This is a genomic window from Arthrobacter sp. P1_D4 (assembly GCF_056406115.1).
On sequence record NZ_JBFUAU010000016.1, the window covers coordinates 1 to 24,613 of the forward strand.

Annotated in this window: 19 protein-coding genes; 13 read left to right on the plus strand and 6 right to left on the minus strand. The window is 67.7% G+C overall.

Going from position 1 to position 24,613, the window contains the following annotated elements; all coding sequences use genetic code 11:
- Positions 1–212 precede the first annotated feature (212 nt).
- Positions 213–1,151: a 5'-3' exonuclease gene (locus AC1D0A_RS15525; protein ID WP_476946235.1), complete on the minus strand. Its 939-nt coding sequence runs from the start codon at positions 1,149–1,151 to the stop codon at positions 213–215.
- A gap of 166 nt (positions 1,152–1,317) precedes the next feature.
- Between AC1D0A_RS15525 and AC1D0A_RS15530 the strand changes: the two genes are divergently transcribed.
- A complete protein-coding gene (locus tag AC1D0A_RS15530) occupies positions 1,318–2,067 on the plus strand; it encodes a phosphotransferase enzyme family protein (RefSeq protein WP_476946236.1) in 750 nt (249 codons plus the stop codon).
- Between the two features lie 23 nt (positions 2,068–2,090).
- On the opposite strand, the gene AC1D0A_RS15535 is transcribed toward AC1D0A_RS15530, so the two are convergent.
- Positions 2,091–3,581, minus strand: a complete 1,491-nt coding sequence (locus tag AC1D0A_RS15535) for a CYTH and CHAD domain-containing protein (RefSeq protein WP_476946237.1) — start codon at positions 3,579–3,581, stop codon at positions 2,091–2,093.
- A 441-nt stretch (positions 3,582–4,022) separates the two neighbouring features.
- On the opposite strand from AC1D0A_RS15535, the gene AC1D0A_RS15540 reads away from it, so the two are divergent.
- The 12 genes from AC1D0A_RS15540 (at position 4,023) to AC1D0A_RS15595 (ending at position 18,794) form a co-directional block, all read left to right on the plus strand.
- Positions 4,023–5,525, plus strand: a complete 1,503-nt coding sequence (locus AC1D0A_RS15540) for a xylulokinase (RefSeq protein WP_476946238.1) — start codon at positions 4,023–4,025, stop codon at positions 5,523–5,525.
- Positions 5,509–6,879: an iron-containing alcohol dehydrogenase gene (locus AC1D0A_RS15545; protein WP_459383527.1), complete on the plus strand. Its 1,371-nt coding sequence runs from the start codon at positions 5,509–5,511 to the stop codon at positions 6,877–6,879. Before AC1D0A_RS15540 ends, AC1D0A_RS15545 begins: the two co-directional genes overlap by 17 nt.
- A gap of 131 nt (positions 6,880–7,010) precedes the next feature.
- Positions 7,011–8,762, plus strand: coding sequence for a glycerol-3-phosphate dehydrogenase/oxidase (locus tag AC1D0A_RS15550; RefSeq protein ID WP_476946239.1), 1,752 nt, complete (start codon positions 7,011–7,013; stop codon positions 8,760–8,762).
- A 301-nt stretch (positions 8,763–9,063) separates the two neighbouring features.
- On the plus strand, positions 9,064–10,473 hold the full coding sequence (gene eat, locus AC1D0A_RS15555; RefSeq protein WP_028278167.1) for an ethanolamine permease: 1,410 nt from the start codon (positions 9,064–9,066) through the stop codon (positions 10,471–10,473).
- Between the two features lie 148 nt (positions 10,474–10,621).
- Positions 10,622–11,443, plus strand: a complete 822-nt coding sequence (locus tag AC1D0A_RS15560; RefSeq protein ID WP_043436900.1) for an HAD-IIA family hydrolase — start codon at positions 10,622–10,624, stop codon at positions 11,441–11,443.
- 87 nt (positions 11,444–11,530) lie between these two features.
- Positions 11,531–12,220, plus strand: coding sequence for a hypothetical protein (locus tag AC1D0A_RS15565; protein WP_476946240.1), 690 nt, complete (start codon positions 11,531–11,533; stop codon positions 12,218–12,220).
- A 51-nt stretch (positions 12,221–12,271) separates the two neighbouring features.
- Positions 12,272–13,039 (plus strand): GntR family transcriptional regulator, encoded by a 768-nt coding sequence (locus AC1D0A_RS15570; protein WP_243178212.1) that lies wholly within the window; start codon positions 12,272–12,274, stop codon positions 13,037–13,039.
- A 288-nt stretch (positions 13,040–13,327) separates the two neighbouring features.
- Positions 13,328–14,542 (plus strand): PP2C family protein-serine/threonine phosphatase, encoded by a 1,215-nt coding sequence (locus tag AC1D0A_RS15575; protein ID WP_476946241.1) that lies wholly within the window; start codon positions 13,328–13,330, stop codon positions 14,540–14,542.
- Between the two features lie 140 nt (positions 14,543–14,682).
- Positions 14,683–16,680 carry a glycosyltransferase family 2 protein gene (locus AC1D0A_RS15580; protein WP_476946333.1) on the plus strand — a complete coding sequence of 666 codons (1,998 nt, stop codon included), beginning with the start codon at positions 14,683–14,685 and terminating at the stop codon, positions 16,678–16,680.
- Positions 16,664–16,996: an STAS domain-containing protein gene (locus tag AC1D0A_RS15585; protein ID WP_243178210.1), complete on the plus strand. Its 333-nt coding sequence runs from the start codon at positions 16,664–16,666 to the stop codon at positions 16,994–16,996. Before AC1D0A_RS15580 ends, AC1D0A_RS15585 begins: the two co-directional genes overlap by 17 nt.
- The gene (locus tag AC1D0A_RS15590) at positions 16,989–17,417 is read left to right on the plus strand and encodes an ATP-binding protein (protein WP_243178209.1); all 429 of its coding nucleotides are present in this window, start codon (positions 16,989–16,991) and stop codon (positions 17,415–17,417) included. The genes AC1D0A_RS15585 and AC1D0A_RS15590 overlap by 8 nt, the downstream gene beginning before the upstream one ends.
- 150 nt (positions 17,418–17,567) lie before the next feature.
- Complete coding sequence (locus AC1D0A_RS15595) at positions 17,568–18,794, plus strand: glycosyl hydrolase (protein WP_476946242.1); 1,227 nt, start codon at positions 17,568–17,570, stop codon at positions 18,792–18,794.
- Positions 18,795–18,859: 65 nt separating this feature from the next.
- On the opposite strand, the gene AC1D0A_RS15600 is transcribed toward AC1D0A_RS15595, so the two are convergent.
- From AC1D0A_RS15600 to AC1D0A_RS15615, 4 genes are all read right to left on the minus strand, one after another.
- Positions 18,860–20,608, minus strand: coding sequence for an acetyl/propionyl/methylcrotonyl-CoA carboxylase subunit alpha (locus AC1D0A_RS15600; RefSeq protein ID WP_476946243.1), 1,749 nt, complete (start codon positions 20,606–20,608; stop codon positions 18,860–18,862).
- Positions 20,608–22,356 (minus strand): 5-oxoprolinase subunit B/C family protein, encoded by a 1,749-nt coding sequence (locus AC1D0A_RS15605; RefSeq protein WP_476946334.1) that lies wholly within the window; start codon positions 22,354–22,356, stop codon positions 20,608–20,610. Before AC1D0A_RS15605 ends, AC1D0A_RS15600 begins: the two co-directional genes overlap by 1 nt.
- A gap of 46 nt (positions 22,357–22,402) precedes the next feature.
- Positions 22,403–23,743: an MFS transporter gene (locus AC1D0A_RS15610; protein WP_476946244.1), complete on the minus strand. Its 1,341-nt coding sequence runs from the start codon at positions 23,741–23,743 to the stop codon at positions 22,403–22,405.
- 94 nt (positions 23,744–23,837) lie between these two features.
- Positions 23,838–24,596 (minus strand): LamB/YcsF family protein, encoded by a 759-nt coding sequence (locus AC1D0A_RS15615; RefSeq protein ID WP_476946245.1) that lies wholly within the window; start codon positions 24,594–24,596, stop codon positions 23,838–23,840.
- Positions 24,597–24,613: the final 17 nt, after the last annotated feature.

The window sequence follows — 24,613 nt, forward strand, 5'->3', positions numbered from 1 at the left end:
GAGTTTCTCGGCGGCATGAGTTTCTCGGCGGCATTGTGGATCTTGTCACCCAGGCCCATGATGAACCTCCTTAGTTATGTCGCCCCCGCGACGTGAATGCCATGGAGGCCACACTTAATTGTAGGGACGGAACCGTGGAAAGCGGGGGCCATTTGGTGCGGTCCGGATCGCACCTCCGCCCCGGCATTTGCCCACACGCCCCGGGGACTTCCCTAACGACGCAGGTCGAATGCCTCAAGGAGCCGGCCGACCGAACCGCCGAGGTTCCATTCTGTGGCGAGACGCTCAAGCTCGGCCCGCGAACCGCCGGAGACAGGGTGCAGCCGCGCGCCTGCCTCCTCGAGCGTCGGCAGTTCCAGGTCCCTCACGATCTTCACGACGGTGGGCGCGACCGTGAGGTAGTCCGCCGCCGCGGCGAGTTTGGACCGCACTGCGGTGGACAGCCCGCTCCCTGCGTCCGCGGCAGCCGCGAGCAGCGCATCGAGCGTGCCGTACTCGCCGAGCAGCGACGCGGCGGTCTTCTCGCCGATGCCGGCGACGCCTGGCAGCCCGTCGGAGGTGTCGCCGCGCAGGGTCGCGTAGTCGGCATACTGCACGGGCAGCACACGGTACTTGCCGACGACGTCGGCGTCGGTCAGGACTTCGAGGTTCCTCATGCCGCGCGCGGTGTAGACCACCCGCACCTGACGGGCGTCGTCGACAATCTGGAAGAGGTCGCGGTCGCCCGTCACCACGTCGACCGGAAGGTCGGCGTGGCTGGCGTAGGTGCCGATGACGTCGTCGGCCTCGTGGTCGGCAGCCCCGACGACGGCGATGCCGGCGAGCTCGAGCACGCGGCGGATCATCGGAATCTGCGCCTCGAGCGCGTCCGGCACCACCTCCACATCGGGGGCGCCTGCCACCTCCTCGGCGACCCGATGCGATTTGTAGCTCGGGATGAGGTCTACCCGCCACTGCGGGCGCCAATCGTCGTCCCAGCACCCGACGAGATGCGTCGCACCGTAGTCGGTGGTGAGCCGTGCGATCATGTCGAGCAGCCCGCGAACAGCGTTCACCGGGGTGCCGTCGGCGCGGCGGATCGTGTCGGGCACGCCGTAGAACGCGCGAAAGTACAGCGACGCGGTGTCGAGGAGCATCAGGCGGTCGGTCATGACTGATCCTGACACGGATGCGCCCGCTGGCGGTGGAAAGTCACGGTCCAACTTCGGAGGGGCACAAAGTGACGCAGTCGACGCCACCGTCCAGGCCGTTGGAGACCGGACGGGTCTTCCGCTCCCCCGGTCCTGGGCAAAGGTCGACGGGGGTAGATTTGGGCGGATGGACGAAGAAGAAGTTCTGACCGGAGGTAATTCGACTCTCGTCACGCGGGTCGGCCGAACGGTGCGCCGGACCGCGGGGCCGTGGACGCCGGCCGTCCATTCGCTCCTCGAAGCCCTTCGGCATGCTGGCGTCACTGAGGTCCCCCAGGCACTGGGCACGGACGACCATGGCCGCGAGGTCCTCAGCTTCATCGACGGCGATGCAGCACAATACCCGTTGCCCGACTGGATTTGGGATCCTTCCGTTCTGCGCGACGCCGGAGCCCTGCTCCGCCGCATTCACGACGCCAGCGTCGGACTGGCCCGGGCGGATCTCTCGTGGCAACTGCCCACTCACCAACCCGCAGAAGTCGTGTGCCACAACGACGCCGCGCCGTACAACATGGTGTTTGCCGATGGGCGGCTAACCGCGCTCATCGACTTCGACACGGCCTCGCCGGGACCACGAATCTGGGACTTTGCCTACCTCGCGTACCGGCTCGTGCCGCTGGGGGAAAACGGCGGCCCCGGGGCTCCCGAAGAGCAGCAGCGGCTGTCCCGCCTGGATGCCCTCATTGACGCGTACGGTGTCAGCTTCGGACACGTGCAAGTGTTCCAAACCCTCGCGGCCAGGCTGGACGAACTGGCAGAGCTGACGGACGGCCGCGCTGCGGCCACCGGACGGGAGGATTTCCTCGAGCACTCCGCCATGTACCGCAGGGATCGCGGCAGAGTTTCCGCAATGGCCGGCAGCCTGTCCGGCCATTAACCCGACGCTCGACGCGTCCAGGATCAGGGTCGCAGCCGCAAGCGGCGAAGCTTCTTCCCTGCCTTGCGGGCTTTGTTCTCCGTCTTCCGGGCAATGCGTTCTTCCATCTCCAGCAAACCCTCGAAGCCGAGGTCGGCATCGGCGGGCCGGTCCGGGGTGGCCGCGAGTCTGCGCAGGAGGTCGGTCGCCATGACGCTGTCCTGATGGTCGCCGAGTACTGTCTGGAGCCGTCCGGCCGCTTTGGTGAGTTTGGCGGCGCGCTTGCCGTGGATCTCCAGGACCGACTCACCCGCGTGGCGGAGGCGCTTGGCGTCTTTTCGGACCTCGTGCAGCGCTGTGTCGCGCGCGGCGTCGGCCGAGCCTTTGACGGCCTTCCGGGCACGCTCCACCCGCTTCGCGGCCTTGTTGACCAGCTTGGCCGTCACCTTGCGCGCGGGCCGGAAGGCGCGTGGCTTGGCAGGCGGGTTGTCCCGGAAGTCCTCCAGGGAGCCCAGGAGACGGAAGTAGCGGCCAGTCCGGAGGGTCTCCAGGACGTTTCTGTAGCCCGCGTCGTGGGCTGCGACCAGCTCCTGATCGATCATCTGGGCCAAGAGGCCGGACCTCTGTTCTTCCGGGAGCTCCAGGATGTGCTGGCGAAGCCGCTCCAGCATGACTTCGGCATCGCGGGCCGGCCCCAGGATCTGGCCCAGCCACTTCAGTTCAGCCTGGAGTTCCCGCACCGCTGAGCGGTTGAAGAGTTTGCGGTAGGTGGCCAGGGCGGAGCGCGCCCGGCGGGTCGCGGACCGCATCTTGTGGACGGCATCCGGCGTGCCCATCCGCACACCCGGATCATTGGCGATGAAGTCGCCAATCCGCGCGTCTAAATAGGCGGTCACGACGTCGACTGCCGGTCCCTTCTTCCGGGGCTTTGGAGTCCGGGGACTGAACTCGGCCGGCCAGGCATCGCCCAGGGCACGGGCGATCTTGGAAGGAAAAGCGGAGTGGCCGGCTCCGGTAGACGTCAGAGTTGCGGCGGCAGCCTCAAAGAGCTCCGCTGTGCCGTGGACGAGTTCGAGCTCCCATTCACGCCAGTCGACGGCCGGCCCCTGCGGCCGCAGGGCCTCGGCATGAACGTGGTCGTCGGCGAAGTCGGCCAAATGCTCACCGCCCGGCCCGTAAAGCCGGTAGGTGGTGCGCCGCGTACTCAGCCGGGCGACGGGCTCGAGTTCGTCGCCCCGGATGAGGACCTGCAGATGGTCGGACAGTTCTTCCGGAACGGTCTCCGGCTGCCCCAGCGGCGCATGGATCTCCTCCCGCTGGTCGGCCCCGGCGGGAAGCTTGAGGTGCCAGCCCTCGTCCGCCCCGCCCGTGCGGCGCCGCAGGGTAATGCGCCGCGCCGCGAGGACCAGGGCCGGGGTATCGAAGTACACAGCCTCAAGCTGATCCGTCACAGGCTCCGCGACGTGGTCCACACCTTCGATTTCCTGCAGATCCGGCAGCGCCGCAGAGGTCCCGGCGTCGTACTTTTGTTCCATTTCAAGTTTTCCCGTGGTGTCCATAGCGGTCAGGACCCCCCACCGGACGCGCGTTCCCGCGGCAGCGAACTGTTGGGCCTGTTGACGACCGCCATGGCGGGCCTCCCCTATCGGCACCGCTGGAACATGGACGTGATCTCCGGCGGGCGTGTCCGGCCGGTGCCTTGGCCCGGTGCGCCTAGCCCGATTCTAGGCTCTGCGCCAATCGGCGACCAGACCGCGGCCGGCCCTTGACAACGTCCTTGACGGCTGCACCCCGGGCCAGCGGCTCGTGACGCAAGCGAGGCCGGGGACCTCGACGGGGGTGCTCGTGCCGGAAGGACATCGGCGGGGGTTGACGACCGGGAGCCGCACCCGTAATCTAGTTATTAGACGTCTGACGACTTACGCAGATGGTGATGGCTTCGGGGGAAGGCCACTGGGATACAAAGGAGTATTTCATTGGGATATGTAATTGGCTGTGATCTTGGCTCGCAGAGCGCGAAGGCGGTGCTGATGTCGCCGGAGGGCGTGATCGTCGCGACCGCAAGCAGCGGGTATGCGATGGCGCACCCGCACAGCGGCTGGGCAGAGCAGGATCCGGCGCACTACCGGCACGGGATTGCCTCCAGCGTCCGGGCCGTGCTGGCCCGGACCGGCGTGAAGCCGGGCGAGGTGACCCATATCGGGCTCTCGAGCCAGGTGGACGGCGTCGTGCCGGTGGACGCCGACATGCGCCCGCTGCGGCCGGCCATTATCTGGCTGGACCGGCGCGCCACCGAACAGGTTGCCCGGCTCGGGAACGCGATCGATCCGGACTGGCTGTTCGCCCGGACGGGGCTGAACCTGGACGCCAGCCACACCGGACCAAAGCTGATGTGGCTGGCCGACAACGAGCCCGAGGTGTACCGGCGGGCCGCGTCGCTGCCCTCGGTCGGGGGCTACGCTGTCGCATGGATGACCGGCCGTTCGATCCAGGACCACGCGAATTCCTCGTCCTCGCTGCTCTATGACGTAGTGACCCGGGACTGGAGCGATGAACTCATCGACGCCGCCGGGCTGGACCGGGCCAAGCTTCCGGAGATCGGCCGCGCCACCGACGTCGCCGGGACCCTGACCGCGGAGGCGGCTGCGGCGCTGGGGCTGACCACGGGCTGCGCCGTTGTGGTCAGCACCGGCGATGACCACGCCGCATGCCTGGGCGCCGGCGGGGTCCGGCCCGGGGTGGTCGTCGATATCCTCGGCACGGCCGAACCGGTCGGCGTCTCCAGCGCCGTCCCGGTCTTCGACGAGACCAAACTCGTCGAGACCCACGCGCACGCCGTGGACGGCACCTACCTGATCGAGAACCCCGGCTTCGTCTCGGGCGGCAACACGCTGTGGTTTGCCCAGAACGTCCTCGGCGTCAGCCAGCAGGAGTTCTTCGACCGCGCCGCCCGCTCAGAGCCCGGCGCCCGCGGGGTCCGCTTCATCCCGGCACTGACCGGCTCCATGGCGCCCCGGTGGAACGACTCCCTGCGCGGGACGTTCGCCGGGCTGTCGATGAACCACGACTCCACCGACATGGCCCGGGCGATCATCGAGGCGAACTGCTTCGCGTTCCGTGACATCTACGACCGGATTGATGCGATGGGCCTGGCCCAGTCGGTCCGGGTCGTCGGCGGCGGGGCCCGCTCCGCGCTGTGGCTCTCGGCGAAGGCCACGCTCTGCAATACCCCGATCCAGAAGGTGCTCACCGAGGAGACCAGCGCCACCGGCGGGGCACTGCTCGCCGCCGTCGCCGCCGGCACCTTCGCCAGCCTCGAATCCGCCGTCGATGCCGTGGTCGAACTCGACCCGATCAGTATCGACCCCGACCCTGCCCATGCCGAGGCCCTTGAAATGGCCTACCAGGACTACCGCTCCCTCTTCGACGCCGTCGAATCCATCCCGCAGAAAGTGACACGCCATGACGCTCTCGTCTGACCTCGACCGCTACCTCTCCCACCCCCTGGTCGGCCTCGACCAGGTCGTCATCGGCGCCGACGTGCTGGACTCCGTCCACGACATCGTCGCCGCCCTCCCGGCCCATAACAGCATCGCCGTCCTGACCGACGAGGACGTCTACACCACCGGCTCGGGTACCTACCTCAAGCCCGCCGTCACGGCCCTCCTGGAAACCCTCGGCACGGTCACCACCGTGGCCCTCCCGGGCCACGTCCACGCCGACGAGACCACCGTGAGCGCTGCGACCGCCGGCTGTGCCGGCGCGGACGTCATCGTCACCATCGGCTCCGGCACCCTGTGCGACATCGGCAAGGTCGCCGCCGGGACCCGGCCGCACGTCGTCGTGCAAAGCGCCGCCTCCGTCAACGGCTTCGCCGATGACCAGTCCGTGCTGCTGATCAACGGCGTCAAGCGCACCGCCCACTCCGGCTGGCCCAGCGCACTCGTGGTCGACAGCAACGTCCTGGAAGGGGCGCCGGCACTGCTGAACCGCTCCGGACTCGGCGACATGATCTCGATGTTCACCGCCCCCGCGGACTGGTACCTGTCCTCCCTCGTCGAGATGGACCGCGGCTACTCCGCCGAGGCCGCGACCATGACCCGCCGCCACGGCGCCGAACTCCTGGGCCTTGCCCCCGGCGTGGGGACCTCCGACCCGGAGTCCTTGTCGACGCTGGCCAAGTTCGTGACCTTGTCGGGCATTTCGATGGGCGTCGCGGGACAAACCTCCCCGTCCTCCGGCATGGAACACGTCATCAGCCACCTGCTGGACATGGCCAACACCGCCCGCGGCACCGCAACCGCCCACCACGGCGCCCAGGTCGGCGTCGCGACCGTCGTCGTCGCGATCCTCTGGCGGAACATGAACGAGAAGCTCCGCACCGGAAGCCTCGGCACCGTCCGGCTCCCCGAGCCGGACGACGCCGAACGCACCGTCCGGGAGGCCTTCGACTGGATGGACGAGGCCGGCTCCACGAGCAACGAGTGCTGGTCCGACTACTCCAAGAAACTCGAACACCTCCGTACCGTCGACGCCGGCGCCAAAATCCGCGACGCCGCCGCAACCTGGCCGGCGCACGCCGAGGTGCTCTCGGGCCTGCTGGGCGAACCGGAAGCAATCGTCGCGGCGCTCCGCGCCGCCGGCGCGCCCACCCGTTTCTCCGAACTGGAAAACCCCAGCAAGGAAGACGACGTCATCTGGGCGCTCACGAACTGCCACCTCATGCGCAACCGCTTCAACATCGCCGACCTCGCCTACCTCACCGGAGCGTGGACGAAGACCGACGTCCTGGCCGCCCTCGCCGAAGCGGAACGGATCGGCGCCGGACTGTAAACGCCGGGCCTCACCGCACGCGAAACCAATTCCCAAACAAACAACACCAACTTTTATTCGTCAGAGGTCTAATGACATTTGATGCTGATGAAGCCTGGCCACGAAAGGCAGGCAGACCCATGGAGGCCACAATGAGCAAGACCGCCACTTCCCCCGGAACCGGGCGACTCAACACTGCGCAACGCGAAGCAGCCCGCGCTGCGATGAAGTCGCAAGTACTCGACGTGCTTGTTATTGGCGGCGGCGTTGTCGGCGCCGGCGCTGCCCTCGATGCGGCATCGCGGGGACTTACGGTCGGCATTATCGAGAAGAGCGACTGGGCCAGCGGCACTTCCAGCCGGTCCTCCAAGCTGGTGCACGGCGGAATCCGCTACCTTGAGCAGCTCAACTTCAAGCTGGTCAAGGAGGCCCTTGTGGAGCGCGGCCTTCTCCTGCGCACAATCGCACCCCACCTCGTCAGGCCTGTCTCGTTCCTCTACCCCGTCACCGCGCCGCTGGCTGAGCGGTTTTATGTGGGGGCCGGGATGGCCCTGTATGACCTGTTCAGCTATGCCGGCGGCCGCCACCCGGGCGTCGGACTGCACCGCCACCTCAGCCGCAAGCGCGTCAGGGCTGAACTGCCCGGCCTGAACCGTGCTGCATGCCGTGGGGGCATCAGCTACTTTGATGCCCAGGTCGATGACGCCAGGCTGGTCGCAACGATCGTGCGCACTGCGGTGTCACGGGGCGTCCATGCGATGAATCGCGCCGGCGCAGTGGAGATCATGCCCGGCACCGGCAGCGCGGACCACACAGTACTCGTCTCGGATGAAGAGACGGGTGAGCGGTTCGAGGTGCGGGCCCGCTCCATCATCAACGCAACGGGTGTGTGGACCGCAGAATCGCAAACCATGATCGGCGTCGACTCGGCAGTCGAAGTCACCATGTCCAAGGGGGTTCATATCCTCGTCGACCGTGATCGCTTCCCGTCCACCATGGGATTGATCCTGCGGGCAGGGGCAAGTGTCCTTTTCGTCATCCCCTGGGGCAACTACTGGATCATCGGCACCACCGACACGCCATGGGACCTGGGAAAAACGAATCCCTCCGCCACCTCCGCGGACGTCCAGTACCTGCTCGATCACGTCAACAAGGTGCTCGAGGTCCCGATCGTCCACGACGATATCCTCGGTGTCTACGCCGGACTCCGCCCGCTCGTGAAAGGCAAGGCAGGCTCGACCGCGCAGCTGAGCAGGGAACACGTCGTTGACGTGCCCCACGAGGGCATCGCGGTGATCGCCGGCGGCAAACTCACCACCTACAGGGTCATGGCAAAGGACGCTGTGGACGCCGCGACACGGGGGCGAAGCACTGCCCGCCCCTCACAAACACTGGACCTGCCCCTCCTCGGTGGCGAAAACTTCGTTGCCGCCGAGATTGAAAGCGTCTGCGCCTACATGCTCGAAACCCTCGGACTGCCGTCCAGCCACGCAGCCCGCCTGGTCGGTCGATACGGAAACATGGCCACTGAAGTCTTGAAGCCTGTGGCCGAGAACAGGGTGCTCGGGCTGGAGATCTGCGGCGGCGGCGGCGCCCTTCTGGCTGAAGCGCTGTACGCGGTGACGCACGAGGGGGCCCTGCATTTGGAGGACGTCCTTGAGCGCCGCCTGCGTATTTCCATTGAATCCAAGGACTTCGGGGAAGAAGCCGCGTCCGAGGTTGCCAGGGCCGTGGCCCCGGCCCTGGACTGGACTGCGCAAGACGTCGACGACGAACTGGAGCGCTATCAGGAATTCGTGCGCCTCCAGCGGGAAGCGATCTCCGTACCCGATGACGCCTCTGCAGATGCTGTCATGAAAAGGGCAGTTCCTGCCGCCCGCGCGGCGGCCGGCCTGCACGCCTAACCGTCCCGGAAAACAACACAAACTTACTCTTGTCAGACGTCTAACGACTTGGTATGCTTGATGAACAAGGTCGCGAAAGCCCCTTCCGGACATTTTCCCTGCCGATGACGCCAGAGAAAAGCCAGGCCCGCCGCCCCCGCGGCGGCCGTTCGTAACACCCCTTCGTAACACCCGGTCCCGGAGCGCTGATTTCAGCCCGGCACCCAGCCACCGGAGCAATCCCGCGGCTTCCTCGTCAAACATCAGACGGCCCACCTCCCGTGGCGCCGATGATGGATACAACCCGCAAAGGAGCAGGTCAGTGTCACAAGCCACAATTTCGCCAGTGCAGGCGGAGCACAAGAAGAAGAATCTTCACAAGGTTGCAGGGCCCGTCCTGCTCTGGGGCATCGGCGTCGGCGCCGTGATCTCCGGTGATTACTACGGCTGGAACGCGGGCCTGGGCCTCACTGGCTACTGGGGTTACCTAATCGCAATCGCGATCATGGGCCTGCTCTACGCCGGCCTCTCAACCGTGATCGGCGAACTGTCCGCAGCAGTACCCCACGCCGGCGGAGCCTACGCCTACGTCCGCACAGCACTGGGCCGGGTCTGGGGCTACCTCGCCGGAGTCAGCGTCCTTCTGGAATTCGTGTTTGCCCCGGTGGCGGTGGCGCTGACCGTCGGCGCCTACGTGCAGGTCCTCTTCCCCGACGTGCCGGTCCTGGTCAGCGCCGCAGTCCTCTACATCGGCTCGACCGTGGTCCATCTCCTGGGCGCCGGCAACTCGATGAAGATCGAATTCGTGTTCACCGCCGTCGCGGTCGTCGGCCTCATTGTCTTCATGGTGATCGGTGCGCCGAAGATGTCACTGGATAACCTGAACGCCTACTCGGGCGGAGCCATCCTGCCCAACGGCATCGGCGGCCTCTGGGCCACCCTGCCGCTCGCCGCATGGTTCTTCTTCGCCATCGAAAGCCTCCCCATGGCTGCCGAAGAGACCAAGAACCCGGCCAAGGACATCCCCAAGGCCCTGATCATGGCCTTCATCACCCTCGCCGTGATCGGCCTCGGCACCCTCACCGTCGCCGCCGGCGTCGGCGGGTCCGACTTCCCCGGCGCAGCAGCCCCGCTGACCGTGGCCCTGTCCAACGTCGTGGGATCCCAGACCTGGATCGTCCCGGTGATCGCGATCTTCAGCCTCGCCGCCCTGGTCGCCTCGTTCCACGCGATCGTGATCGCCTACTCACGCCAGACCTTCGCCCTGTCCCGCGCAGGCTACCTGCCGGCATCACTGTCCAAGCTCAACAAGCATCACGCACCGGTCGGCTCGCTGATCGTCCCCGGCGTCATCGGCTTCGTCTTCGTCATCCTGGGCGCCACCATCCTCCCGGACGCCATCCCGGTCCTGGTCACTCTCTCCGTGCTCGTCGCGGCCGTGTCCTACATGCTGATGATGGCTGCAGCCCTGGTGCTGCGGAAGAAGCGCCCCGACCTGCACCGCCCCTACAAGGCACGCGGTGGACGCGTCACGATGTGGATCGCACTGATCCTGGCCGGGATCCTGATCCCCGCAGCCCTGGTCAGCTTCCCCCTCGCGTTCGTCATCGCCGTGATCATGGTGGCCCTGTTCATGGCCTACTACTTCGCCGTCGGCCGCAAGCGCGTCGGCAACTACACCGCCGAAGAAGAACTCGCCCTCACCGACCAGGCCCTCACCGCGGACGCCTGACCAACCCAGCCCCACCAAAAAGCCCGACAGCCCGGCCAGCCCGCCAGGCTGATCTGGCCGACCGCCCGGCGGGTCATCGACTTGAGTCGTTAGACGTCTAACGTTAGACTTGTATTGTGCCCCGCAAGGGGCCGAAAGGAGGGCAACGATGCCCGTTGAACTACTGGCCAAAGAAACCGGCCGCCGCGAAGCGGCCCCGCTCTACCGGGGCTACGCCTTCGACCTGGATGGCACGCTGTATCTGGGCGATGACCTGATCGAGGGCGCGGACACCGTCGTGGCGGCGCTGCGCGACTCCGGGGCCCGGGTGGTCTTCGTGACCAACAAGCCGCTCGAGACCGCCGAGGCCTACGCCGCGAAGCTGACCCGGCTCGGCATCCCGGCCCAGGCCCAGGACGTAATCTCCGCACTCGACGCGCTCACCCTGTACCTCGCCGGCCGCCACCCCGGGGCCCGTGTCCTGGCCGTGGGCGAACCGGTCCTGATCGAATCGCTGCGCGGCGCCGGGTTCACCCTGACCGAGGACCCGGCCCAGACCGACGTCGTGGTGGTCTCCTTCGACCGGACCTTCGACTACGACAAACTCACCCGCGCCTACCAGGCCGTGAAGGCCGGCGCCGTGATCGTGGCCACCAATCCCGACCCGTACTGCCCCACCCCCGACGGCGGCCTGCCCGACTGTGCCGCGATGCTTGCGGCCATCGAGGCCTGCACCGGCGGACGCGCCGAAGCGATCGTCGGCAAACCCAGCGTCCACATGGCCAACGCCTTCCTGCACCGCCTCGGCGTCCCGGCCCACGAGGCCGTGATGGTCGGGGACCGGCTCCTGACCGACGTCGCCATGGGCCTGAATGCCGGCATGGCCTCGGCCCTGGTGATGTCCGGGGCGACCACCGATGACCACCTCGCCGCCTCCGGCATCCTGCCCACCCACGTCCTGGACGACGTCCGCGGACTCCTCCCCGCCTGACCCACACACGCACCACCCCACCAGCAGCAGCACCCACCCGGCACCACCCACCCGGCACCACCCACCACAAGCGAAAGAACAAGAACAATGTCTGAATTCATCTTCATGCTCACCCACAACGACCGCACCGTCGACAACGCCCTGGAGGTCCTCGAGCAGGTCAAGGACACCGGGCTGCGCCACATCGGCTTCAAGGACGTCGGCGCCACCGCCGAGAAGGCACGTGAGCTGACCGCCGCCGCGCACGCCGCGGACCTGGTGGTCTACCTCGAGGTGGTCTCGGTCGACAAGGCTGACGAGATGGACTCCATCGACGCCGCCATCGCCGCCGGCGTGGACTGGATCGTGGGCGGCAAGTTCGCCGCCGAGGCCGTCGAGAAGCTCGCCGGCACCGGAATCAAGTTCGCCCCCTTCCCCGGCCGCGTCGCCGGGCACCCCAGCGCACTGCTCGGCACCATCGAGGAGATCACCGCGCACGCCGCCGAACTCTCCAAGCTCGAGGGCGTCCACGGCGTGGACCTGCTCGCCTACCGCCACGCCACCGTCGATCCGCTGGAACTCACCGCCTCCGTCGCCCGCGTTGTCGATGGGCCCACCATCGCTGCCGGCTCGGTCGTCAACGAGGACCAGATCCGCGGTCTCGCCGAAGCCGGCGTCTGGGGCTTCACCATCGGCGCGGCCATCTTCGACGGCAAGCTCCCCGGCGAAAAGGACGTCGTGTCCCAGGTCCGCACCGCCCTGTCCTACGCCGACGCCGCCGCCGGCGCCCGCGTCTAACCAGAACCCGCACCGCCAGTACACTGGATTTATTGCCCCAGGGAGGACACCATGTCAGGTCGCCGGCCAAATCTTGCAGAACAGGTTCGAGATGAACTCACCGAGCTCATCAGCAACGGCACGTATAACGTCGGCGACCGGCTCCCCAACGAGGACGAAATGTCGGTGAAGTTCGCGGTGAGCCGCGCCACGGTCCGCGAAGGCTACCGGGCATTGATCGACGCCGGGTACCTTTCCCGCCTCCATGGCAAAGGCACCTACGTCACCAGGGTGCCGCAGCGCCACGCGCTGGACCTGAACGTCAGCTACACCGCGATGATTCAGGCCGCCGGGTTCACCCCCAGCATCCGGATCATCTCCCAGCGCGTGGTACCCGCCGATGACGGCGACCGGGCCCGGCTCCGCTTGGACCGCGGGGCCGAGGTCGTCATCGTCGAACGGGTCCGGTTCGCCGATGCCCGGCCCGTCGTCTACAGCCTCGACCGCGTCCCTCTGGCCCTCGTGCCCCAAGCGGCCCGGTCCAACCTCGGCCCGTCCCTGTTCGACCTGCTCGAGACCCTCAACTACGGCGTCCGGAACGGGCGGGCCAAGCTGCTCCCCGTCCTCGCCGGACCCCCTGAGGCCGCACAGCTCCAGGTCAACGAAGGCGTCCCGCTGCTCTACTTCGACGAGGTCGACTACGACATCAACGGCACCCCGGTGCTCGCCTCCTTCGAGTGGCACACCAGCGACGTCTTCGAAATGTGGCTCAACCGCCGCGCCCAGCCACCCGCCCACCAGGTCCAGGCCGCTCCGGCCCTCTCAGAGTCACGGACCTGACCGGGCAACAACCACAAACACCGGACACACGGCCGGGCACGCTCCCCAGCGTGCCCGGCCGTTCCCGTTGTGGAGGTTGTCCGGCCGGAGACTGCCTTATACGGGCTCGTTTAAGACGTGACAACGCCCTGAACACGGATCGACGGTAGGGTTGCCGTGACCGGGTCCCGCTGACTGGCGGGAAGCTCGATCGAAGGGTGGGAGCCCGCCGCGAGGACAGCGGACGCCCACGTCGAACGGCCGTACAGGCCTCGTTGGGCTCAATCGCCTCAGATGTGTGAAGGACGTATGACAAGCACGGGCTACCAATCCGAATCGCGCCTCAGCGGGGCTGAAGCCCCGGAGTGGGCGCGGTTGGAGGACCTTTCCAGAACCCGCCTTCTGGACACACCCTCGGAGGAGCGCTTCGACCGGATCACGCGGCTCGCTCAGGGGCTTTTCGGTGTCAGTGCGGCCAGCATTTCCTTGATCGCCGAGGACCGGCAATTCCTGAAATCTTTCGTCGGTCCGCTCGCCCGCGAGTCGGAGCGGCGTGACACGTTCTGCACCGAGGCGATCAAGTCCTCGGGAACCATGATCGTGGAGAACGCCCTCACCGACGAACGCTTCCGGCAGAGCCCGCTCGTGACCGGCAATCCCCATATCCAGTTCTACGCGGGCCATCCCCTCACCGGGCCCGGCGGCACGCATGTCGGAACGTTCTGCATCATCGACCAGGCGCCCCGGGTATTCAGCGCAGAGCAGCAGAAGATCCTCGAGGACCTCACTGAGATCATCCAGCGCGAAATGAACCTTTCGTGGGACATCGACAACGGAGCCCGGGTGCAACGGGCCCTGCTTGCGCCCACTCCCCCTGCACCGGCCGGCTACTCGCTGGGCACCTGCTTTTACCCTGCCTCCGGGCTTAGCGGTGACTTCTACGAGCTCGGCATGACCGCGGCCGGCCAGTTCCGCATTACCGTCGGCGACGCCATGGGCAAAGGCATCGGTCCGGGAATCGTGGCCGGCACCGTCCGGTCCGCCTTCGCCCACACCGGCTGGGAAGCCGGGCCGTCCCGAATCTTCGAGGACGTGTCGGGGAGCCTCGACGATACCTTGGCCCGTGTGGGCTCCTATGCCACGGTGTTCCACGCGCTGATCGACCCTGCAACCGGCACAGGCCACTATGCGGACGCCGGCCAGGGACTGAGCTATATCCTCCGTTCCGACTTCACGATTGAACGCCTGTCCCCGACGGGGCCGCCACTGGGCCTGATACCCGGGCAAAGCTGGGAAACGCACACCTTCCGGCTCGCCCCGGGCGATGCCCTCCTGGTTCCGACGGACGGCCTCCTGGACCTGCACGGCGGTGACCTCGGCCGTCTCGCCGCAGCCCTGGACAGCCGCCAGGGGCAGGATCATCCGGACACCGCCGTGAAGAAACTCTGCGACCGGCGGGGAAAACAAGGCATCCTGGACGACATCACTGCGGTCCTGCTCCAGCGCGAACCAGAATCCGACTAAGTGCGCCTGCCCTGGGTGCCGCACCGAGGCCCGGCAGGATGCCCACTCACCCCTCGCGAAAGGACGCTCGCGTGACCGAGACGCCGCGCTGCCCAGACCCGGACGGCGCCGACGCGCCACAGCAACGCTCCGGGAGCGCCGTGCAGCTCTTCGGGGTACGGCTCCTCGTGCTCCTGACGTTGCTGGCCGGCGTCAACTACGTGGCCTGGCGCTGGCTGGCGTCACTGAACTGGGACGCGTCGTGGATCGCCGTGCCGCTGGTCGCCGCCGAGACCTACAGCCTGATCGACGTGCTGCTCTTCGGAATGACAGTCTGGCGGCTAAAGTCCCGCACTACGCCGGCACCGGCCCCCGCGGACGCCACGGTTGACGTTTTCATTACGACGTACAACGAGCCGCTGGAGCTGGTGATGACGACGGCGCTTGCCGCCCAAAAGATCCGGCACCCGCACAGCACCTGGATACTTGACGATGGTGACAGGCCCGCGCTCCGGCAACTGGCCGCGGCGAGCGGACTGGGGTACGTGACCCGAAGCGCGGAATGGAGCGGGATGCCCCGGCACGCGAAAGCGGGGAATCTGAACAACGCCCTGATGCAAACCGAGGGCGAGTTCCTGCTCATTCTCGACGCGGATCAGATCCCCGAACCGGACATTCTGGACAAGACCCTGGGCTACTTCAACAACCGCAAAGTCGCCCTCGTCCAGACGCCCCAATATTTCAGCAACGTCCCGGCCGACGATCCCCTGGGCAGCCAGGCACCCTTGTTCTACGGCCCCATCCAGCAGGGCAAGGACGGCTGGAACGCTGCCTTTTTTTGCGGCTCCAACGCCATCCTCCGCAGGGAGGCCCTCATGCAGCTGGGACTGTCGGGGTACGTCAAGGAAACCGAGAAGAGTATCCGGCGCGCCCTCAGCGCATCCCGGGCGGCTATCCGCAAGGCACGCAAAGCGTCAACCGGCGAATCCTTGCTGATTCAGCACACCCTCGACGAGGTCGAAGCGGCAACCGAAGAGGCCCGCCACCGGCTCGACGCCGGCGACTCACTCAGCGAAATCACGTACCGGGCACGACGCCGGGTGGACCAGGCCGTCCAGGCACTGGTGCTGGCCGATGTGTCCGCCCTTCAGGCCGACCTGAAGGAAATTGCCGCGATGGCGCCGGTGGAGCTCGGTGACGCCGGAGTGCCCGTGGTGACCGATGATGCAGTGCAGCGCATGGCGGCCAGGGACTGGTCTCCCCTTGGGGCAATCGAGTCCGTGCAGGCGGTGCTGGACGCGTTATCGGTGGAACGGACCGACGAGGCCCAGCCGGTCATGCCGCTGGCCACGATCTCCGTGACGGAGGACATGGCGACTTCCATGCGCATGCACGCCATGGGATGGCAAAGCGTCTACCACCACGAGGTCCTGGCCTACGGGCTGGCACCGGAAGACATCGGCACCATGCTGACCCAGCGCCTGCGCTGGGCCCAGGGCACCATCCAGGTGTTTCTGCGGGAGAACCCGCTCCTTCAGCGCGGGCTGAAGCTGGGCCAGCGGCTTATGTACTTCGCAACGATGTGGACCTACCTCAGCGGCTTCGCCGCCGTCGTCTACTTCGCCGCGCCGATCATTTACCTGCTCTTCGGGATCCTGCCCGTCACCAGCCTGAGCGCCGACTTCTTCCTGAGATTCATTCCGTTCATGGTGGTCAACCAGCTCCTCTTTGCCGTTGCCGGCAGAGGCATCCCCACCTGGCGCGGTCAGCAGTACAGCCTCGCCCTGTTCCCCACCTGGATCAAAGCATGTACGACGGCGGCCCGGAACGTCTGGTTCGGGCATCCCCTCGGCTTCGCCGTCACGCCCAAGGACCGCCAGTCTGGAGGTCCACGATGGAGCCTGATCGGCCCACAGATCGCCGTGTCGGTCGTACTGTTCATCGCGTCGGTTGTTGGGATTGGGCGGCTCGTTGCCGGAATGTCCGAGCCGATCGGCACACTCGTCAACGTATTCTGGGTGGTGTTTGACCTGATCGTCATGAGCATCCTGGTGCGGGCCGTCCTGTACCGCGGATACTCTGCCGGCGGTTCCGGCGATGACCCCGACACCAGCAACGAGACCTCCACCGAAAGGGCCCTCCGTGGACCTGAGCTATGAAGTGAAAGACAGCTACGCCGAGATAACAGCCGCCGGCCGGCTCAACATGGTGTCGGCGCCGAAACTGCGGGAAATGGTGGCGGAAGTTGTCGCTTCGGGCTCGGCCCGGATCGTGATCAACCTCGAAGCGACAGGGTTCATGGACTCGTCCGGGCTTGGAGCGCTCATCGGGTGCCTCAAGGCCGCGCGGCAAGCCGGCGGCGACCTTCGGATCGCGGCCGTCCAGCCCCAGGTTCAAATGGTCCTGGGCCTTACGAGCATGGACAAAGTCCTGACGTCGTACCCCTCCGCGGCTGAAGCTTTCGGGGATGACTGACATTCTCGCCCGGCGGACGCTCCGCCAGACGGCACTTCCGGAAGCCATCGAGGCCGTGCATACCGAGCTCGACAAACTGTGGGATGACGCTTCCTTCGTTCCGGACCTGGACCGCATGACGTTCGCCACGGCCGTGATCGAAGCTGCCAGCAATGTGGTGCAGCACGCCGTTCCCGAATCCACGAAGCCCGTGGAACTCGGGGTCGACATCAGCGCTACGTCCGTCAGGCTGGAGGCCCGGGTCAGTGCCTTCAATGCCGTCTGCCCCGACCCCATTGACACTGACGCCGCCATGCCCGACGGCGAGGCTGAATCAGGGCGCGGGCTCGCCCTTATTCGCGCCCTGGTCACCACCGTGACATTCAAGCGCCAGGACGGGACGAACACCTGGATCCTGTCAAAGTCCCCGCTGCGCGACTGAGCGGAATCCTTGGACAATCCTCGGGATCTCCTGCTTCGTTTGACCCCGGAGCGGAACCGTCCTGACGGATACTGGATATTGTGGCTTCCGTAGGCAAGCCGCGTTCCGTCAGGATGCCCCGCTTGGCCGGGGCCCGGCCAAGGAGCCACGATGAAGCCGCTGCTAAGCCTGACCTGCGTTCTTGTCCTCATGGCGTTCAGCCTGTCCCTCGCGGCGGTACCCGCCCAGGCCGCCTCCCCGTCCCTTAGCCTCAGCCCGGCCAAGGGCCCGGCCGGAACCGCGGTCACCGTCACCGGCACCGGTTTTCCCAAGAAGGGCTCCGGAACTGTGAGCGCCGGGGCCAGTTCCGTCGCCTTCAAGGTCAGTGCCTCTGGAGGCTTCACCGCCGACGTCGTTATCCCGCAAACGCCCCAGCCGGTCCTTGACGTCCAAGCCGTATCCGGCACCGTCAAGGCGTCGACGGGCTTTGCGGTCGTGGCGGCCGCGCCGGTGGCGGAACTTTTGCCCCCCGTCATCAGCAGCTCGCCGCTGCGCTTCGGCGTCGGCACCCCCGGCGGGCCGCTGGCCCAAGCGGAATTGGACGGGGCCGCGTCCCTCGCCGGGGAGGCGCCGTCGGTCATTCTGTCCTACAAGGACTTCAATCAAGGCCCGCCCATCACGGAGCTGGATGCTGTTCGCAGCCGAGGCGCCGTAGCCCTGCTGACCTGGGAGCCCTGGGCTTGGGGCGGCGGAACCGATCAGCCGGCCTATGCCCTGGACCGCATTACGGCCGGCAACTTCGACCCCTACTTGCGGCAGTGGGGCCAGGCGCTGGCAGCCTGGGGGCATCCAGTGATGGTGCGCTTCGGGCACGAAATGAACGGCAACTGGTACCCCTGGTCTGAGGGAGTCAACGGAAACGGACCCGGCGATTACGCTGCGGCGTGGCGGCACGTCCATGACGTCGTTGCTGCTACCGGCGCCTCCAACATCTCTTGGGTCTGGAATCCCAACGTTCCGTATTGGGGGTCAACCCCGCTCGACGGGCTGTATCCAGGCTCCGCTTACGTGGATGAAGTGGCCCTCGACGGTTACAACTGGGGTACATCAGCAGCCTGGAGCAGCTGGCTTTGGCCATCGGAGCTCTTCGGCCCGGGCCTGTCCGAACTGAGACGGCTTGCCCCAGGCAAACACGTGCTCGTGGCAGAGACTTCATCTGCCGAACAAGGCGGGTCCAAAGCCGACTGGAACACTGCCTTGATCAGCTATCTGGCTGCCCAGCCCGATGTCACAGCAGTTGTCTGGTTCAACTTCAACAAGGAAACAGACTGGCGGATCGACAGCAGTCCCGGCTCCGCCACCGCTCTGGCGTCCGCCCTGGCGGCGTACCGCAGATAGCCAAACACGCAGGGAAACGGGCCGCKTCCGCCGGCGGAAGCGGCCCCGACACTGCCGGAAAATGGCTACCCGATCAGCGCGAGTACCGCGCCGGCCGTGACAACCCCGCCCGCTTTGGTGCGGACGTCGGTGACGGTGCCGTCCCGGTGCGCGGAGACCTGGGTTTCCATCTTCATGGCCTCAAGGACCACCACCGGGTCCCCGGCCGAGACTTCGGCTCCCGGCTCGACGAGCCATTTCACGACTGTCCCTGCCATGTCCGCGCGCAGCTCCCCCGGGTCGCCAGCGGCGGCACCGCCGTCGGACGCTACCGACACCCCGGCGGGCGCTGAACTGCCCGAGCGGGCCCAGGCGTCCAGCAGATCGACCGGAAGGCCGACGGCGAGGCGCCTGCCGTCCACGTCGACAGTGATGGTGCGGCGTTCGCCGTCGGGCGCGGTGGTGCTGTAGTCGGGATCGGCAGGGATGCTGTCCGCGAAGTCGGTTTCGATCCAGCGGGTGTGGATCCCGAGGCCGTCCTCGGAGGTGAAGTCCGGGGATTCCAGCACGGCCCGGTGGAAGGGCAGCACGGTGGCGACGCCGGTGATCCGCATTTCGGCGAGGGCCCGGCGGGCACGGCGCAGGGCCTGCTGGCGGTCCGCGCCGGTGACGATCAGCTTCGCGAGCAGGGAATCGAACTGCGGCGCGACGAAGGACCCGGAGCGGACGCCGGTGTCGAGGCGGATGCCCGGGCCGGTGGGGCCGGCGAATTCGCCGATGGTGCCGGGCGAGGGCAGGAAGCCGCGGCCCACGTCCTCGGCGTTAAGCCGGAACTCGAAGGCGTGTCCGCGCGGTGCCGGGTCTTCGACCAGGCGCAGCGGCTCGCCCGCGGCGATCCGGAACTGTTCCTGGACGAGGTCGATCCCCGTGGTTTCCTCGGTGATGGGGTGCTCCACCTGGAGCCGGGTGTTGACCTCCAGGAAGGCCACGGTGCCGTCCGCCGCGACGAGGAATTCCACCGTGCCGGCGCCGGAGTAGCCCGCTTCCCGGCAGACGGCCTTGGCGGCGTCGTAGATCAGGGCGGTCTGCTCGTCGGTCAGGAACGGCGCGGGGGCCTCTTCCAGGAGCTTCTGGTGCCGGCGCTGCAGGGAGCAGTCGCGGGTTCCGACGACCACGACGTTGCCGTGCGCGTCCGCCAGGACCTGCGCCTCGACGTGGCGCGGACGGTCCAGGTAGCGCTCCACGAAGCACTCGCCCCGCCCGAAGGCGGCAACGGCTTCCCGGACGGCGGAGTCGAAGGCTTCCTCGACCTCGTCGATGACCCGGACCACCTTCATGCCGCGGCCGCCGCCGCCGAAGGCGGCCTTGATGGCGATCGGCAGGCCATGCTCTTCGGCGAAAGCGCGGGCCTCGGCCGCCGTGTCGACGGGACCGTCGCTGCCGGCCACCAGGGGTGCGCCGGCCCGGACGGCCGCGTCGCGGGCCGTGATCTTGTTGCCGAGCAGCCGGATCGCGTCCGGCGTCGGACCGATCCAGGTCAGCCCGGCGTCGAGGACGGCCTGGGCAAAGTCGGCGTTCTCGGAGAGGAAGCCGTAGCCGGGGTGGACGGCGTCCGCACCGGACTGGGCCGCCACGGCGAGGAGCTTGGGGATGTTCAGGTACGTGTCCGCGGGCGAGTTGCCGTCCAGGCTGAACGCCTCATCCGCGGCCGAGACGTGCAGGGCGTCGGCGTCGATGTCGGCGTAGACAGCGACGGACGCCAGCTGCGCGTCGTCGCAGGCCCGGGCTATGCGGACCGCGATTTCTCCACGGTTGGCGATCAGGACCTTGCGCATCAGTTACTCGCTTCTTCTGTGGTGGTGGCGTGTTCAGTAGTGCCGTGTTCGGTGGGGTGTTCGGTGGTGGCGGATTCGGCCCAGCGGAAGCGGATTCTGCCGCCGATCGGGACCTGGGCGGCGAGGTCCAGCTGGGAGTCGACCACCACGGCGATCACCGGGTAGCCGCCGGTGATCGGATGGTCGGCCAGGAAGAGCACGGGCAAGCCCTCCGGCGGGACCTGCAGGGCGCCGGCGACGGTGCCTTCGCTGGGCAGTTCGCCCTGGCGGCTGCGCTGCAGCGGCGTACCGTCCAGCCGCATTCCGACGCGGTTGGACTGCGGCAGCACGGCCCAGTCCTGGGCGGTGAAGGAGTCCAGTGCCGCCTGATCGAACCAGTCGGCGCGGGGGCCGGGGACGACGTCGAGGACGGTCACCCCGGCGCCCGGGTAGTCCGGCTGCAGTTCGGGATTTCCGACGACGCCCGTCTCGGCTTCTCCGCCGGCGCCCAGTTGCTGCCCGGCGGCCAGGGGCGCAGGACCGATCCCGGACATGGTGTCCGTGGAGCGGCTGCCCAGTACCGGGGCGGCATCCACCCCGCCGCGGACCGCGAGGTAGCTGCGGAAGCCGCTGTGCGGCGCACCGATGCTGAGCGTTTCGCCGTCGAGCAGCGCAAAGGGAGTCGCCACCGGCACGGTGCGCTTCCACGTATCGCCGGCATCGTCCGGTGCGGACGCGATACTCAATTCCGACGGCGCCCCGGCGACGGCGAGGACCTGGTCCCCCACGGCCTGGACCTTGAGTCCGCCCGCGACGGTCTCGATGCCGGCTGCGCCGGGGGCGTTGCCGACGAGGCGGTTGGCCCGGCGCAGCGAGGCCCGGTCCAGCGCGCCGGCGGCGGAGACGCCCAGCCCGGAGTGGCCGTCCCGGCCGAGGTCCTGGATCAGGCTCTGAAGGCCCGGTGAAACGATCCGGATCCCGGCCATGACATCCTGCCCGGCAACCGGTTCCGGCGCGGTGCCCTCGGCCGCAGGCGCCGCGGCCGGCTCGACAGCGGGCTCCGCTACTGGCTCGGCCGCGAGCGCGAGTGCATCCCGGACCGGACGGAACTGCACCCGGTGGCCGGGGGCGGCCAGGGCGGGCGGCTCCCGGTCCAGGTCCCACATCTTGGCGTTGGTGCGCCCGATCAGCTGCCAGCCGCCCGGGGAACGGCGCGGGTACACGGCCGAGTAGTTGCCGGCCAGCGCCACGGACCCCGCGGGAACTGCGGTGCGGGGCGAGCTGCGGCGCGGCACTTCCAGCTGCTGGTTCTCCCCGATCATGTACCCGAAGCCGGGGGCGAAGCCGGCGAAGGCCACGGTCCAGATCTGCCCGGAGTGGGCGGCGATCACGCCGTCGGTTCCCAGGCCGGTGAGCCGTCCGACTTCGGCGAGGTCCTCGCCGTCGTACACGGTGTCGATGACCACCAGCTCGCCGTCGCGCTGGACGGGTGCGGTGAGGTCGAGCTGCATCAGGCGGGCGGCGATGCGCCGGGCCGAGGCCGGGGACTCGGCCTTGACCAGGACGGTCTCGGCCGCGGCCAGGATGTCCTGCTGGCCCGGCAGCGGTTTCTCGAGGAGCAGTGCCTGCAGGGCGAGCACGTCCTGGGTGCCGGAGAGCTCAGCGAGGACCGCGCGCGTCCCCACGGCCCGCACGGAGCGGACCTTGTGAACTGCGGTTTCGCCTGCTGCGGCGGCTTGTACCTTCAGGGGTTCCCCTGCTGTCTCAATCACGAGTTGCCTCAATCATTGTGCCGGTGAACAGGATCCGCGCCGCTCAGGCGCGGGCATCTTGCAGGAGCCGCTCTTCTTCCTCGGGCTGCGGGTTGCGCCCAATGGCCAGTCCGATCACCGTCACGATCGAGGCGACCGCGAGGTAGCCGGCGATCAGGAACCAGTTGCCGCTGACGGCGAAGAGGGCGGTGAAGACCAGCGGTGCGACGGCGCCGCCGATCACGCCGGCCAGGGTGTAGGCCAGCGAGCTGCCGGCATAGCGCAACCGGGCCGGGAACTGTTCGGTGATGTAGGCAGCCTGCGGGCCGTACATGAAGGCGTGGAACGCCAGTCCGATCACAATGCCGACGGTCAGCATGAAGACCGACTTGCCCTGGATCATGAGGAAGAACAGCGGGATGTATGCGGCCGTTCCGACGGCGGCGACGCCGTAAACGAGGCGGCGGTTGACGCGGTCCGTGAGGGCGCCCGCCGCCGGGATCAGGACCAGCTGGAATGCGGAGCCGATCAGGATGGCGCTGAGGACGTTGCTGGTGGTCATGCCCAGCTCTTTGGTGGCATAGACGGCCATGAAGACCGTGAGCAGGGAGTACAGCACGTCCGGGCCGACACGGCACAGGGCGGCCGAAACGAGGGCGCGCGGTTCCTTGGTGAAGACATCCTTGATGGGGGCCTGGGCCTGTTCGCCGTGGGCCTTGATGGCCTTGAAGACGGGCGTTTCCTCGAGCTTCAGCCGGATCAGCAGGCCGAAGACCACCAGGATGGCCGAGGCGAGGAAGGCTACACGCCAGCCCCAGGAGAGGAAGTCTTCGTTGCTGAGCGTCGCGGCCAGCACGGCAAGGACGCCGTTGGCCATCAGGTTGCCGGCGGGCGGACCGATCTGTGCGGCGGAGGACCAGAAGCCTCGCTTGCGGGGGTCGCCGAATTCGCTCGAGAGCAGCACGGCGCCGCCCCATTCGCCGCCAACGCCGATTCCCTGCGCCAGGCGCAGGAGCACCAGGATGGTGGGGGCGGCCAGGCCGATGGCGGCGTAGCCGGGCAGCACGCCGATCAGCACGGTTGCGATGCCGATGAGCAGCAGGGTGGTCACGAGGACGTTCTTGCGGCCGATCTTGTCACCGAGCCGCCCGAAGATCACGCCACCGATGGGACGGGCGAGGTAGCCCACGGCAAAGGTCGAGAAGGACAGCAGCAGCCCGACGAATTCGTCGTTGCCCGGGAAGAAGACTTTGGGGAACACCAGGGCCGAGGCCACGGAGTAGATCGCGAAGTCGTAGTACTCCAGCGAGGTGCCGGTGAGGCTCGCGACGTAGGCCTTGAGGGCGCCGGGCGGGAGCTTCCTCTTGCCGGCGGCCGGGGTGGCCTGATGCGGTGCTGCAGTCATGGTTTCCTCCAGGTGTGCGGGGTGCTGCCTGTTGCTTGGGTTTAAGTGCGGGTGGTCCCGGCGGAACCGGGGTGTGAAGCGGTGAAGCTGCGGCCTAGACGAAGGCGGCGGTGGTGATGTCCGCGGCGTTGAGCGCTTCGCGGACGGCAGCGGCCATGGCGACGGCCCCCGGGGAGTCACCGTGCACGCAGATGCTTTCGGCGCGGATTTTCAGGATGGAGCCGTCGATGGTGCGGATGGCGGAATCGGTGGCCATCCGGAGGACATGCTCAGTGACGAGAGCGGGGTCCTCCAGCACGGCTCCGGGGAGCGTGCGGGACACGAGGGTGCCGTCCGGGTTGTAGGCCCGGTCCGCGAAGGCTTCGGTCACCGCGCGGAGGCCGGCGGCCTCGGCCAGGCGCAGCACTTCCGAGCCCGGCAGGCCCAGGATGGGCAGGTTCGGGTCAACGGATTTCACGGCGTCGACAACGGCCTTCGCTTGGGCGGTGTGCGAGACGATCGCGTTGTAGAGGCCGCCGTGCGGCTTGACGTACTTAACCGTGCCGCCCTCGACGGCGGCCAGCGCCTGCAGGGCACCGATCTGGTAGACGACGTCGTCGGCCAGTTCGATCGGGTCGATGTCCAGGAAGCGGCGGCCGAAGCCGGCGAGATCGCGGTAGCCGACGTGGGCGCCGATCACGACGCCGGCGCCAATCGCCTCGCGGCAGGTCCGGCGGATGACGCTCGGGTCGCCCGCATGGAATCCGCACGCCACGTTGGCGCTGGAGACCGAGCGGAACATCGCCGAGTCGTCGCCCAGGGTCCAGCGGCCAAAGGACTCGCCGACGTCGCTGTTCAGGTCAATGGTTGCCATTTGTGATCCTCGTCTCA